This is a genomic window from Kitasatospora sp. NPDC093558, from assembly GCF_040683475.1.
In the GTDB taxonomy this organism is placed as follows: Bacteria; Actinomycetota; Actinomycetes; order Streptomycetales; family Streptomycetaceae; genus Kitasatospora.
This window is the reverse complement of the sequence record NZ_JBFBDY010000151.1, coordinates 1-14,177: the sequence shown is the minus strand read 5'-3', so window position 1 is coordinate 14,177 and position 14,177 is coordinate 1. Positions and strand designations below refer to the sequence as shown.

The window sequence follows — 14,177 nt, the reverse complement described above, 5'->3', positions numbered from 1 at the left end:
CGCGCGTTGCGCGCGGCCAGGATCTGGCCGACGGCCTCCGGCAGGCCGGCGGCCTTCAGCGTCGGCCGGTAGCCGATCTCGGCCCAGGGACGGCCGTGGTGCAGCCACACGCTGCGCAGGCCGGTGAGCTCCGCTCCGGCGATGTCGGCCGGCGCGTGGTCCCCGACCATCCAGGTGTGCGAGGCCCAGTCGCCGCTGGGGGAGACGCCGCACCGCCGGGCGGCGATCTCGAAGATCAACGGGTCGGGCTTGAGACAAGCCGCCTCCTCGGAGATGACCCACCCGTCGACCAGGGGGCCGAGCCCGGTCCGGTGGATCTTCTCCGACTGCGGGCCCGTCCCGCCGTTGCTGACGATGCCGAGCGTCCACCCGGCGGCCCGGGCCGCCCGCAGCGCTTCGACGTGCCGGGGCGGACAGTGGATGTGCGAGTTGATGCCGTGTCGGTAGTGGTCGAGCAGGTCGTCGGAAGAGGCGTCCAACCCGTAGCGGCGCCGGACGGCGGACAGTACGGTGCTGCGCGGCACGTAGCCGCCGCCGTCCAGGGTGACGAACCAGTCGACGTCCCCGGGTGGCAGGTCGCGTTCGGACAGGAAGTCCTGCGCCCAGGCCCGGAAAGCGGCGTCCCTGGGGAGCAGCGTGTTGTCGAGGTCGAACAGGAGCAGGGGCATGCCGAGCATGGTGCCAGTGCCCGCGCCTATGCACTTGGCAAATGCCAGAGAGCGTCGCGAACCCGCGCGAAGTGGCTGAAACGGGTGCCGCGGCGGGGTGTGCCCGGGGGACGGAAGAGGCCTGGTGGGGTGGGTGGGACGTCACGGGTCGCGACGGTCCGCGACGGATCGTCGCCGATCAATGACAGTCCGGTCACGGTGTCCCGCGGGCCTGTTGCGCGGCCCGGTTCGCTCAGTCAAGCTCCAGGGAACCTCCTTTCCGGAGGGGGCGCTAAGGCTTGCGAGCAGGGCGCGCGGTCTCGGTGGGCGCATCCCCCTTTCGCGGGAACAACAGCCCCCCGGGGCTTCGCCGCTGGGCTGGGCCCCACGCCCGTCGTACTCTGAAAGGAACAGGTCACAAACGGTGCTGGACGGCGCGGACCGATGTCATCCCGTGGGTGGGCCTGCTCCCCGGGCAGCGTTGTCCTCTCCTGTCGGCCCCTCTCCCGCGAAGAGCCGTGAGCCATGGCTGGTTTTGAGTCCTCCCGACCGGTTGAACCGGACGCGCCCCGCGGCACGGGCCCAGCGACCGGCGGCGACTCCGCTCCACGCGACGAGGCCGGGCGCACCGCAGCACCGGGGCACGCCGACGGCAGCCGTGTCGACGCCGGCCCCGCGGACCTCGGCCGTGTCGATGCGGGCCGTGGAGACGTCGGCCATGGAGACGTCGGTCGTGGGGACAGCGACGGTGTGGACGTCGGCCGTGCAGACTCCGGCCGACCGGGTGCACCGGACGCAGGCGCTCCCGCCGGCGCCCACCGCGCAGAGCACCACAAGCCCGCGCCCTGCGAGCCCGCGCTCGGCGGCGTACGGGGCAGCGGTGGACAGGCCAGCGGTGTACAGGGCTTCGCGCGTTCGCTGCGCAACATCGTCCGCCGCGACCGCCCCGGCGCCCGCCGCCGGCGTGGCGAGCCCGCGACCGACCGCCCGGAGCTCGCGGTGACCGGCCGCCTGGGCCCGGGCGCCGACCGCCCGGAGACGTCCGGCCTGTCCGGCGCGCACACCGAGCCGATCGTCCAGGACGAGCCCGGCCGCGCCTGCGACCCGGCCTTCCAGCACGGCGTGGTCGTCGGCTTCGACGGCTCGCTGTCCAGCGAGCGAGCCCTCGCCTACGCGGTGGGTATGGCCCGCCGTTCGCAGTGCGGCCTGGTGATCGTGCACGTCGCCAACCGTCTGCCCGCCACGGTCTGGGCGGGCTGTGAGCCTCCCGTCTTCGTGGACCTCCCGGACCACCGCACCGAGGTGCTGGGCCTGGAGCTCGCCTGTGCCGACTTCCTCGCCGGCGTGCCCTGGATCCTGGTCGAGCGCGGCGGCGACATCTGCCACGAGATCGAGGAGGTCGGCCGTGAGTACGCCGCCGACGCCATCGTCGTCGGCACGACGCACGGCCTGCTCGGCAAGATCTTCGGTTCGGTCTCCGGCCGGCTGGCGCGCCGCGCCAACCGCCCGGTGATCGTCATCCCCTGACGCCGAACCAGCCCGGCGTCCCATTCCTCATCGTCCAACTCCGGCGCGCCCACGGCTTTCGCCGTCGCCGCGCCACCAGCCGTCGCCGCGCCACCAGCCTCCGGTGCGGCACCGGCCGCAGCCGCTCGCCCAGGCTGCAGCCGTACGCCTCGGCCGTCGGCCTCGCCGACCGTACGGCCGGCCGCCCCAACCGTCCCTGCGGGGGCGGGCGTTACCCCCGCAGGGTGCGGCTCAGGACGTGACGCCGAGCTCCCGGGCGATGAGCATGCGCTGGACCTCCGACGTGCCCTCGCCGATCTCCAGGATCTTGCAGTCGCGCCAGAAGCGGGCGACCGGGAATTCGTTCATGAAGCCGTACCCGCCGTGGATCTGCGTCGCCTCGCGCGCGTTGTCGACGGCGGCCTCGGACGAGTACAGCTTCGCGATGGCGGCCTCCTTCTTGAACGGTTCTCCGTGCAGCAGCCGGGAAGCGGCGTCCCGCCAGGCCAGGCGGGAGGTGTGGGCGCGCAGCTCCATGTCGGCGAGCTTGAACTGGATGGCCTGGTTGGCACCGATGGGCCGGCCGAAGGCCCGGCGCGTGCCGGCGTACGCGACGGACTCGTCGACGCAGCCCTGGGCCAGGCCGGTGGCCAGGGCCGCGATCGCGATGCGGCCCTCGTCGAGGATCCGCAGGAACTGGGCGTAGCCTCGGCCACGCTCGCCCAGCAGGTTGGCCGCGGGAACGCGGCAGTCGGTGAAGGACAGTTCGCGGGTGTCGGATGCGTTCCACCCGACCTTCGAGTACTTCTTCGAGACCTGGAACCCCGGGGTCCCGGTGGGCACGATGATGGAAGAGATCTCGCGCGTTGGCGAGCGGAATTCGCCTTCTTCACTCGAACGAGCGAGCGGTTCCGTGAGGGCGGTGACGGTGACCAGCCCGGTGATGTCCGTCCCGGAGTTGGTGATGAAGCACTTCGTGCCGTTGATGACCCACTCGTCGGTGGCCTCGTCGTAGCGGGCCGTCGTGCGGGTCGCGCCGGCGTCCGAGCCGCCCTCGGGCTCGGTCAGGCCGAAGGCGCCGAGGAGCTCGCCGGAGGTGAGCCGGGGCAGCCACTCGCGCTTCTGCTCCTCGGTGCCGAAGCGGTAGATCGGCATCGCGCCGAGCGAGACGGCCGCCTCCAGGGTGATCGCCACCGAGGAGTCGACCCGGGCGAGTTCCTCCAGGGCGAGGCCGAGCGCGAAGTAGTCGCCGCCCATGCCGCCGTACTCCTCGGGGAAGGGCAGGCCGAACAGGCCCATCCGCCCCATCTCGCGGACGATCTCGTACGGGAACTCCTCCCGCTCGTAGAACTCGCCGATCTTCGGCGCCACCACGTCCTGGGCGAACTCGGCGACGGTGCGCCGCAGTTCCTCGTACTCGCTGTTCAGCCGGTGATCGAACACGGTGTTCCTCCTGGGGCCGCCCGGCCGGGGTGGCCGCGGGCGTGAGCGGGGTGACCGGCGTCCGTCCGATGGTGTGACGGTCGCGTGGTGTGGTCGTCGGGAAAGAAGGTCGTCCGAGTGGACGGGGGACGGGGCGCCGGACGGCGCTCCGGGACGGTCAGTCCCGGGCGGCGCCGAGCAGTGCCTGGACGGTGCGGGACGGGCTCGGGCGGCCGAGGCGCCCGGCCATCCAGCCACTGGTGGCGACCAGCGCGCGCAGGTCCACGCCGGTCCGGATGCCGAGGCCGTGCAGCATCCACACGAGGTCCTCGGTGGCGAGGTTGCCGGTCGCGCTCTTGGCGTACGGGCAGCCGCCGAGGCCGCCCGCCGAGGCGTCGACGGTGGTGACGCCCTCGCGGAGCGCCGCCAGCGTGTTGCTGAGCGCCTGGCCGTAGGTGTCGTGGAAGTGCACCGCGAGCCGCTCGGCCGGCACCCCCGCCGCGGCGAACGCGCCGAGCAGGGCGGCGACCTGGCCCGGGGTGGCGACGCCGATGGTGTCGCCGAGGCTCAGCTCGGCGCAGCCCATCTCCAGCAGCGCGACGCCGTGGCGGACCACCTGGGAGACCGGGACGGGGCCCTCCCACGGGTCGCCGAAGCACATCGAGAGGTAGCCGCGGACCGCGACCCCGGCCCCGGTGGCGCGCTCGACGACCGGGCGGAACATCGCCATCGCCTCGTCCGCCGAGCGGTTGAGGTTGCGGCGGGCGAAGGTCTCGGTGGCGCTGGCGAACACCGCGATGTCGGTGGCGCGGTGGGCGAGCGCGCGGTCGAGGCCGCGCTCGTTGGGCACCAGGACGGGCAGCCGGAGTCCGGGGTGGCGTCCGGGCAGGTCGGTCAGCCGGGGCATCAGGTCCTCGGCGTCGGCCAGCTGCGGCACCCACTTGGGGTGGACGAAGCTGGTGGCCTCGACAGTCCGCAGCCCGGCGGCGGCGAGCCGGGCGATGAACTCGGCCTTGACCTCGACGGGCACCAGGGCGCTCTCGTTCTGGAGCCCGTCGCGCGGTCCGACCTCGTGGATCCGGACCTCCTCGGGCAGGCCGGGCGCGCGGACGGGGTCGGGCAGGCCCAGTTCGAGCGCGTCGGGCTCGTGGGTGGGGGTGGTGGTCACGACCGCACCTCCGCCGGGCTCGTGGCGGTCGCGTCCACGCCCGCGGGGGCGCTTGCGGGAACGTCCGCGCCCTCCTCCACGGGGGTGACCACGACCAGCAGTTCCTCCATCGCGACGGTGGCCCCGGCGGTGGCGCGGAGCTCGCTCACGACGCCGTCGTGCGGGGCGGAGATCACGTGTTCCATCTTCATGGCCTCCAGGACGAGCAGGGCCTGGCCCTTGCGGACCGCCTCGCCCGCCGCGGTCTTGACGACGGTGACGGTGCCGGGCATCGGGGCGGTGAGGGCGCCGTGGTGGGCGCCGGCCGTGGCGGCGCCCTCGCCGACCGCGTCGTGGCTGTGCAGCGGCCAGGCGTCGCCCTCGACGCCGAGCCAGGTCACCGGGGCGCCGGCGAGCCCGGGGGTGTCGTCGACGGTCAGGGCGAAGGAGGTCTGCAGGCCGTCGACCGTCAGGTGCAGCCGGTCGGCGGTGCGGACCGCCCGGGCCCGGTGGGTCGGGTCGGAGCCGAGTCCGATTTCCACCTCAAGGGTGACATTGCCGGGAATGTCAGTGGTCTCGGCTACGTTGCCCGCAGTGATCGAACGGATGCGCACCGAGACGGGGTCCTGGCCGGAGGCCCGGAGGCGGTGGGTGGTCCAGGCGGGTGCGCCGCCCAGGCGCCAGCCGGAGGGGAGGGAGAACGGGTCGGTCCAGCCGCCGGGGTCGGCGGCCGGGGTGAGGTCCGCGTGCCGCGCGAGTGCGGCCGCGTAGTACAGGAGGTGGGCAGGTGCAGGAGATCCGTCGGCCGCGGCCGAGCCGCCCGGAGTGGGGTCGTCGGCCGCCGTGGGGTCGGCTGCTGTGGGGTCGCCGGTCGGAGCGGCCTGATCGGTGGCCATCGCGGGCGAGTACGGCGAGGCGAGCAGGGCCGGCTGCTGCTGGACGGTCTGCTCCACCAGGCCGGTGTCCAGTCGGCCGGCGACGACGTCGGGGTGGGCGAGCAGCCGTCGCAGGAAGCCGGTGTTGGTGGTGACGCCCAGGATGCGGGTGTCGGCCAGCGCGGCACGCAGTCGGCGGAGCGCGGTCGGGCGGTCGGGCCCGTACGCGATGACCTTGGCGAGCATCGGGTCGTAGGCACTGGTGATGACGCTCCCGGGGGTGACCCCGGAGTCGACCCGGACGCCCTCGCCCTGCGGCTCGTCGAGGACCAGGATCCGTCCGCCGGTGGGCAGGAAGTCCCGTTCCGGGTCCTCGGCGCAGATACGGGCCTCGATGGCGTGGCCCAGGAAGGAGATGTCGGACTGACCGAAGGTGAGCGGCTCGCCCGCGGCGACCCGCAGCTGCCACTCGACCAGGTCCAGGCGGCGGGGCCGGCCGCCGGCGGGGTCGTCGACGGCGATGGCGAGTTCGGTGACGGGGTGTTCCACCTGGAGACGGGTGTTCATCTCCATGAAGAAGAACTCCCGCACGCTCTCGGGGGAGTCGGGGGCGGGGGAGTCCGGGTCGATGCCGGGGACGATGAACTCCACGGTGCCGGCCCCGGTGTAGCCGCAGGACTCCGCGGCACGGACGGCCGCGGCGCCCATCGCGGCCCTGGTCTCGGCGTTGAGCAGGACGGAGGGTGCCTCTTCGATCAGTTTCTGGTGGCGGCGCTGGAGGCTGCACTCGCGCTCGCCGAGGTGGACGGTGGTGCCGTGGGCGTCGGCGAGCACCTGCACCTCGATGTGGCGGGGGCGGTCCACCCAGCGCTCCAGCAGCAGGGTGTCGTCACCGAAGGCCGTCCTGGCGACGCGGCGGGCGGCGGCGATCTCGGTCCGCAGTTCGGCCGGGTCCCGCACGAGCCGCATGCCCTTGCCGCCGCCGCCGGCGGACGGCTTGAGCAGGACGGGGTAGCCGATCCCGTCCGCGGCGGCGACGAGTTCGTCGTCGGTGGGCGCGGTGGCCTGGCTGCCGGGGACCACCGGTACGCCGGCGGCCCGGACGGCCTCCTTGGCGTTGATCTTGTCACCCATCAGCTCGACCGCACCGGGAGGAGGACCGATGAAGACGAGGCCCGCGTCCGCGCAGGCGCGGGCGAAGGCGGCGTTCTCGGCGAGGAAGCCGTAGCCGGGGTGGACGGCCTGGGCGCCGGTGCGCCGGGCGGCGGCGAGGATCTGGTCGGTCCGCAGGTAGGTCTCGGCCGCCGAGCTGTCGCTGCGGTCGGCCGGGCCGAGCCGGACCGCGACGTCGGCCTCGCGGACGTGTGGGGCGTCGGCGTCGGCGTCGCTGAACACGGCGACCGAGCGCACGCCGAGCCGCCGCAGGGTGCGGATCACCCGGAGGGCGATCTCGCCGCGGTTGGCGACCAGAACTGTGTCGAACATGGGAGGCGTTCCTCCGGGTCGAGGGGGCCGTACGAAGGAGGTGGCGGTGGACGGGTCGGTCGCCGGAGCCTGCGGCGGGCCGCGCGGCGGGCCGGCGTCGAAGGGTCACACCGGGAGCGGGGGCGCCCCGGGCGGGGAGGGGAGATGCGGAGACCCGCCCGGGGAGCGCGGGGTCACATCCGGAAGACGCCGTACGGACCGGGCGGCGGCAGCGGGGAGTTGGCGCAGGCGGTGAGGGCGAGGCCGACCACGGTGCGGGTGTCCATCGGGTCGATCACGCCGTCGTCCCAGAGCCGGGCCGTGGCGTAGTAGGCGTTGCCCTGGCGCTCGTACTGCTCGCGGACGGGGCGCTTGAACTCCTCCTCCGCCTCGGCCGGCCACTCCTCGCCGTGTCCCTCCAACTGGTCGCGGCGGACGGTGGCGAGGACGGAGGCCGCCTGCTCGCCGCCCATCACGGAGATCTTCGCGCCCGGCCACATCCACAGGAAGCGAGGTGAGTAGGCCCGGCCGCACATCGAGTAGTTGCCGGCTCCGTACGAGCCGCCGATCACCACCGTCAGCTTCGGGACGCGGGTGCAGGCGACGGCGTTGACCATCTTGGCGCCGTGCTTGGCGATGCCGCCCGCCTCGTACTGCCGGCCGACCATGAAGCCGGTGATGTTCTGCAGGAAGAGGAGGGGGATGCCGCGCTGGTCGCACAACTCGATGAAGTGGGCGCCCTTGACGGCCGATTCGGAGAACAGCACACCGTTGTTGGCGACGATGCCGACGGGGTGGCCGTGGATCCGGGCGAAGCCGGTGACCAGGGTCGCGCCGTACTCGGCCTTGAACTCGGCGAACCGGCTGCCGTCGACCAGCCGGGCGATCACCTCGCGCACGTCGTAGGGCGTGCGCGGGTCGACCGGGACGGCCCCGTACAGACCGGCCGGGTCGACGGCCGGCGGCTCGACCGCGGCCAGCGGCCACGGCCGCTCCTGGCGCGGGCCCAGACCGGCCACGATCGTGCGGACGATGGAGAGGGCGTGGGCGTCGTCCTCGGCCAGGTGGTCCGTCACGCCGGAGGTCCGGGAGTGCAGCTCGCCGCCGCCCAGTTCCTCGGCGGTGACCACCTCGCCGGTGGCGGCCTTCACCAGCGGCGGCCCGCCCAGGAAGATCGTGCCCTGGTTGCGGACGATGACGGCCTGGTCGCTCATCGCCGGGACGTACGCTCCGCCCGCCGTGCAGGAGCCGAGCACGGCGGCGATCTGCGGGATGCCCGCGGCCGAGAGCCGGGCCTGGTTGTAGAAGATCCGGCCGAAGTGGTCCCGGTCGGGGAACACCTCGTCCTGCATGGGGAGGAAGGCGCCGCCGGAGTCCACCAGGTAGATGCAGGGGAGACGGTTCTCCAGCGCGACCTCCTGGGCGCGCAGGTGCTTCTTCACCGTCATCGGGTAGTACGTGCCACCCTTGACGGTGGCGTCGTTGGCGACGACCACCACTTCGCGTCCGGCGACCCGGCCGATGCCCGCGATGACCCCGGCCGCGGGTGCGGCGCCGCCGTACATCCCGTCGGCCGCCAGCGGGGCCAGCTCCAGGAAGGGGGAGGCCGGGTCGAGCAGGGTGTCCACGCGGTCGCGGGGCAGGAGCTTGCCGCGCGCGGTGTGCCGGGCGCGGGCCTTGGCGCCACCGCCGAGGGCGGCCGTGCCGAGCTTCTCGCGCAGCTCGGCGACCAGCGCCCGGTGCGCCTCGGTGTTGGACCGGTACGCCTCGGAGGCCGGGTCGACGGCCGTGCCGAGCCGGGGCGCGGGGGCGGCGGCTCCCGGCGGTACGGACCCTGGTGTCGCGGTGCCGCCCGCCGCGCCGCCGCGCGCTGCGCTGCCATGGACGCCGGTGGGTACGCCGGCGGTTGAGATGACCATTCCCAAGAGCTCCCTTGCCCTCGGCACCGGGTGGCGGGCGGCCCGGGTTCCGGTGTGCCCGCTCTCCCTCACGTTAATTAACGTTAACTTACGCGCCCAGGTTAACGGCCGATAACCCGACTGTCTACGATGGGCAGCATGCCGAACGTCCCCGAAGCCCCTGCGCTCCCGCGTCGCGACCAGATCCGCCGGGAGGCCGCACGGCTCTTCGCCGCCCGAGGCTTCCTCGGTGTGGGCGTGGACGAGATCGGCAAGGCCGTCGGCATCAGCGGCCCCGGCCTCTACCGGCACTTCGCCGGGAAGGACGCGATGCTCGCCGACCTGTTGATCGGCATCAGCGAGCGCCTGCTGGAGGAAGGTCGCCGGCGCGCGGGCGGCGGTGACGGCCCGGCCGCCGCGCTGGACGCGCTGATCGGCGGTCACGTCGAGTTCGCCCTCGATGACCGCGACCTGATCACCCTGCACGACCGCGAGCTGCTGAACCTCAAGGAGGAGGACCGCCGTACGGTCCGCCGGCTCCAGCGCGGCTATGTCGAGCTCTGGGTCGACGTGGTCCGGCAGGCCTACCCGGCGCTGGCCGATCCCGCCGCCGAGCCGGTCGCCCGGGCCGCGGTCCACGCAGTCTTCGGCCTGATCAACTCGACCCCGCACAGCCTCGGCCCCAACCCGGCGGCCCAGGCCGATCGCCCCGGCCCCGGCCTCCAGCGCGACGGCATGGCCGCACTGCTGCACAACCTCGCCCACGGCGCGTTCTCGGCGGCGGCCGGCTCGGTGTCCGGCTCCGCGGCCGACGCCGCACCCGGTTCCGAAGCCGCAGCCGACGCCGCACCCGGTTCCGAAGCCGAAGCCGTACCCGGCTCCGCAGCCGAACCCGCGTCCTCCCGCGGCTGAGGCCGCCTGCGTTCCCGGCCGCGCCCGGAGCCACCCCTCCCTCGGGCCTAGGTCCAAAGAACGGTGCGCGCCTGCCCCCTGGCCGGTGGGCGCCCGGGCCGTCGTCGACGACGCTGGTGTCAGCGGGGCCGGTTGGTCCGTCCGGGTGTCCGGGCGGGAATCACCGCAGGCCGCAGGCTGTTGGCCACTCCGCCGGAGCCTGTCGCGAGCGCGCGCCCTGGCGTGCGCCCGCCCCGCCCCGCACCCCGGCCCGGCCGGAAACGGCATGGCGGCGTCCCGACGGAATGGTTAGCATCCCTAAATATGCCTGAGACTCACGGATCTACGGTGGAGCAATCCCCGAGCGGCCCACCGTCCCCCGACGCGAGCTCGGAACCGACCCCCACGGCCGGTCCCGAGGCCCGGGTGACCCCGGTGACCCCGGCCGGCCCGGTCGTCGCGGCGACTCAGCCTGCCTCTGCGACTCCCGCGGCCCCCGCAACGCACGAGGCCCCCGCGCCGTCCGCGACACCCACGTCGTCCGAGCCCCCCGCGCCCGCCGCAACGCCCGCGACCCCCGAGGCCGGCGGCTGGCTGCGCCGTCTGGTCGGCTACTGCCTGCGCTCCCGGCGCAGCCTGCTGCTCGCCTTCGGCGCCTCGCTCGTCGGCATGGCCGTCACCGCGCTGGTGCCGCTGGTCACCAAGCTGATCATCGACGACGTCATCACCACCCACACCCGCCCGCTCGGCCCCTGGGCGGTCGTGCTGCTGCTCGCTGCCGTGGTGGTCTTCGGCTGCACCCAGGTCCGCCGCTACTACGGCGGCCAGCTCGCGCTCGACGTCCAGCACGACATGCGCAGTGACCTGTTCCGTTCGCTCGGCCGGCTCGACGGCCACCGGCAGGACCGGCTGGACACCGGCCAGGTGGTCGGCCGCGCCACGTCCGACCTCCAGCTGGTCAACGGGCTGCTCTCGATGCTGCCGATGATGACCGGCTACCTGCTGATGTTCATCATGTCGGCGGCCGTGATGGTCTGGCTGTCGCCGCCGCTCACGCTGATCGCCCTCGTGATGGCCCCCGCCCTCTGGTGGGTCACCGTGCTCAGCCGCAAGCGACTGTTCCCGTCGACCTGGGCGGCCCAGCAGGAGGCCGCAGCCGTCGCCGGCGTCGTGGACGAGGCGATCGGCGGCGTCCGGGTGGTCAAGGGCTTCGGCCAGGAGGCGCAGGAACTGGACAAGCTGGAGGGCGCCTCCCGCAACCTCTTCGCCGCCCGCCTGCGCTCGATCCGGCTCAACTCCCGCTACAACCCGGCGATGCAGGCGGTCCCGGCGCTCGCCCAGGTCGCGGTCCTGGCCTTCGGTGGCTGGCTGGCCGTGGAGGGGCAGGTGTCGCTCGGCACCTTCGTCGCCTTCTCCACGTACGTCGCCCAGATGACCGGCCCGGTGCGGATGCTCACCATGGTCATCACGGTCGGCCAGCAGGCCAGGGCGGGCGTGGAGCGCGTCCTCCAGCTGATCGACGAGCGCCCGCTGGTCCAGGAACGCCGGGACGCGGTGACCCTCGACCTCACCGGCGGCGCACACGCGGACGTCACCGGCGGCGCCCACGCGGACGTCACGAGCGCCGGACGTGCGGGCGCCACCGTCGGCCCGCGCACCCCCGGCGTGGCCCTGGAGTTCGACCGGGTCGAGTTCCGCTACGACCCCGAACACCCCGTGCCCGTCCTGCACGGCCTGGACCTGAAGCTCGCCCCCGGCGAGACCCTGGCCCTGGTCGGCGCCTCCGGCTCCGGCAAGTCGACGGTGGCCCAGCTGGTGCCCCGGTTCTACGACCCGGCGGCCGGCGCCATCCGCCTGTACGGCCACGACCTGCGCGACCTCACCCTCGACTCGGTCCGCTCGGCCGTCGGCATCGTCCCCGAGGAGAGCTTCCTCTTCTCCGAGACGGTCCGCACCAACATCGCGTACGGCCGGCCGGACGCCACCGACGAGCAGGTCGTCGCGGCCGCGCGCGCCGCCCAGGCCGACGAGTTCGTCCGCGCGCTGCCGGACGGCTACGACACCAAGGTCGGCGAGCAGGGCCTCACCCTCTCCGGCGGCCAGCGCCAGCGCATAGCCCTGGCCCGCGCGATCCTCACCGACCCGCGGATCCTGCTGCTGGACGACGCGACGTCCGCAGTCGACCCGCAGATCGAGGCGGAGATCCACGACGCGCTGCGCTCGGTGATGAGCGGCCGCACCACGCTGCTGATCGCCCACCGCCGCTCGACCCTCCAACTCGCCGACCGGATCGCCGTGCTGGACCACGGCCGGCTGCTGGACATCGGCACCCACGAGGAACTGGAGGCCCGATGTCCCCAGTACCGTGCCCTGATCACCGACCCCGAGGCCGGCCGCACCCCCGCCCGGACCGCGACCGCGACCGCGACCGTGGCCGCGACGCAGCCTGAGCCCGAGCCAGAGTCGGGCACCGCACCCCGCTCCGGCAGCGAGCCCACCGCCGAAGCCGTCCGCGAACCGTCCGCGACCTCCGCCAGCACCCCCGACGTCCCCACCCCCGACCTCCCCACCCTCGCCAAGGCGGCCCGCACCGCCGAGCCCGACCTGCTGGCCAAGGTCGCCGCCCTCCCGCCCGCCACCGACACCCCGTCGATATCCCGCGCGGAGGCCGAGGCCGGCGACCCGGACTTCTCCCTCCGCCGCATGCTGCGCCCCTTCCGGGCCCCGCTCGCCCTCGCCCTCCTGCTGGTCGCCCTGGACGCGGGCGCCTCGCTGGTGCTGCCGATCCTGATCCGGCACGGCATCGACCAGGGCGTCAGCAAGGCCCTGATGTCCGGCGTGGCCGTGGCCGCCGTGGGTGCCCTGGTGGTCGTCCTGCTGGACTGGCTGGTGCAGAGCGCCGAGAACCGGGTCAGCGGACGCACCGGCGAGCGCGTGCTCTACACCCTCCGCCTCAAGATCTTCGCCCACCTCAACCGGCTCGGCCTGGACTACTACGAGCGCGAGCTGTCCGGCCGGATCATGACCCGGATGACCACCGACCTCGACTCGCTGACGTCCTTCCTGCAGACCGGGGTCGTCACCGCCGTGGTCAGCCTGCTGACCTTCGCCGGCATCTTCGCCGCCCTGCTGATCATCGACGCCGGACTGGCCCTGGTGGTCTTCGCGGTGCTGCCGCTGCTGGTGATCGCCACGCTGGTGTTCCGCCGGAAGTCCCGGGACCAGTACGAGATCTCCCGGGACCTGATCAGCACCGTCAACGCCGACCTCCAGGAGAACGTGGCGGGCATGCGGATCGTCCAGGCCTTCCGCCGCCTGGACGCCAACACCGACCGCTTCGTCGCCCGGGGCGTCGCCTACCGGGAGGCGCGGGTCCGGGCACAGCTCTACATCTCGCTCTACTTCCCGTTCGTCCAGTTCCTGTCCAGCGTGGCCGCCGCGCTGGTGCTGATCGTGGGTGCGGCCCGGGTCGACGCGGGCACCCTGACGGTCGGCGCGCTCGTCGCCTACCTCCTCTACATCGACCTGTTCTTCGCGCCGGTGAACCAGCTCTCCCAGGTGTTCGACGGCTACCAGCAGGCCTCGGTCGGCCTCGGCCGGATCCGGGAGCTGCTGCGCACGCCGACGACCACGGCCGTGGCGGCCGACCCGGTGCCGGTCGAGAAGGGGCTGCGCGGCGAGATCGCGTTCGAGGGCGTCGGCTTCGCCTACAACGGCGGCGCGGACGGCTCGCCGGACGTGCTCACCGGCGTGGACCTGCACATACCCGCCGGCCAGACGGTGGCGCTGGTCGGCGAGACGGGGGCCGGCAAGTCGACGCTGGTCAAGCTGGTCGCCCGGTTCTACGACGCGACCGAGGGCACCGTCCGGGTCGACGGGGTCGACCTCACGCGGTACGACCTCGCGCAGTACCGCCACCGCCTCGGCGTCGTACCGCAGGAGGCCTACCTGTTCGCGGGCACGGTCCGCGAGGCGATCGCCTACGGCCGGCCGGACGCCAGGGCGGCCGAGGTGGAGGCCGCGGCGCGGGCGGTCGGCGCGCACGAGATGATCGTCGGGTTGTCGGGCGGGTACGACCACGAGGTCACGGGCCGGGGCCGAAACCTTTCGGCAGGCCAGCGCCAGCTGATCGCACTGGCCCGGGCCGAGCTGGTCGACCCGGACATCCTGCTGCTCGACGAGGCCACCGCCGCGCTCGACCTGGCCACCGAGGCCGCCGTGAACAGCGCCGCGGACCGGCTCAGCGGCGGACGCACCACCCTGGTGATCGCCCACCGCCTGACCACCGCCGAACGCGCCGACCGGGTCGTCGTCCTCGACCACGGCC

General features: G+C 73.7%; 8 protein-coding genes. 3 read left to right on the top strand and 5 right to left on the bottom strand.

Annotated elements, in window-relative coordinates; genetic code table 11:
* Window positions 1-668 (bottom strand): HAD family hydrolase (locus tag AB0O00_RS17005; RefSeq protein WP_363652486.1); only part of this gene is annotated, 668 nt, incomplete at its 3' end.
* 1,026 nt (window positions 669-1,694) lie between these two features.
* On the opposite strand from AB0O00_RS17005, the gene AB0O00_RS17000 reads away from it, so the two are divergent.
* Window positions 1,695-2,174: a universal stress protein gene (locus tag AB0O00_RS17000; protein WP_363652492.1), complete on the top strand. Its 480-nt coding sequence runs from the start codon at window positions 1,695-1,697 to the stop codon at window positions 2,172-2,174.
* 231 nt (window positions 2,175-2,405) lie between these two features.
* Here the strand turns inward: AB0O00_RS17000 and AB0O00_RS16995 are convergent, their stop codons facing one another.
* From AB0O00_RS16995 to AB0O00_RS16980, 4 genes are all read right to left on the bottom strand, one after another.
* Window positions 2,406-3,596, bottom strand: a complete 1,191-nt coding sequence (locus AB0O00_RS16995) for an acyl-CoA dehydrogenase family protein (protein ID WP_363652484.1) — start codon at window positions 3,594-3,596, stop codon at window positions 2,406-2,408.
* Window positions 3,597-3,753: 157 nt separating this feature from the next.
* Window positions 3,754-4,704: a hydroxymethylglutaryl-CoA lyase gene (locus AB0O00_RS16990; RefSeq protein ID WP_363652490.1), complete on the bottom strand. Its 951-nt coding sequence runs from the start codon at window positions 4,702-4,704 to the stop codon at window positions 3,754-3,756.
* A 35-nt stretch (window positions 4,705-4,739) separates the two neighbouring features.
* Complete coding sequence (locus AB0O00_RS16985; RefSeq protein ID WP_363652482.1) at window positions 4,740-7,082, bottom strand: biotin carboxylase N-terminal domain-containing protein; 2,343 nt, start codon at window positions 7,080-7,082, stop codon at window positions 4,740-4,742.
* 173 nt (window positions 7,083-7,255) lie between these two features.
* Window positions 7,256-8,980: a carboxyl transferase domain-containing protein gene (locus tag AB0O00_RS16980; RefSeq protein ID WP_363652480.1), complete on the bottom strand. Its 1,725-nt coding sequence runs from the start codon at window positions 8,978-8,980 to the stop codon at window positions 7,256-7,258.
* A gap of 138 nt (window positions 8,981-9,118) precedes the next feature.
* Here AB0O00_RS16980 and AB0O00_RS16975 point away from each other — a divergent pair, with 138 nt between their 5' ends.
* Entirely contained in the window at window positions 9,119-9,871 is a 753-nt protein-coding gene (locus AB0O00_RS16975) for a TetR family transcriptional regulator (RefSeq protein ID WP_363652478.1), read from the top strand.
* A gap of 573 nt (window positions 9,872-10,444) precedes the next feature.
* Window positions 10,445-14,177, top strand: a 3,733-nt coding sequence (locus AB0O00_RS16970; protein WP_363652488.1) for an ABC transporter ATP-binding protein, incomplete at its 3' end; no start/stop codon positions are given.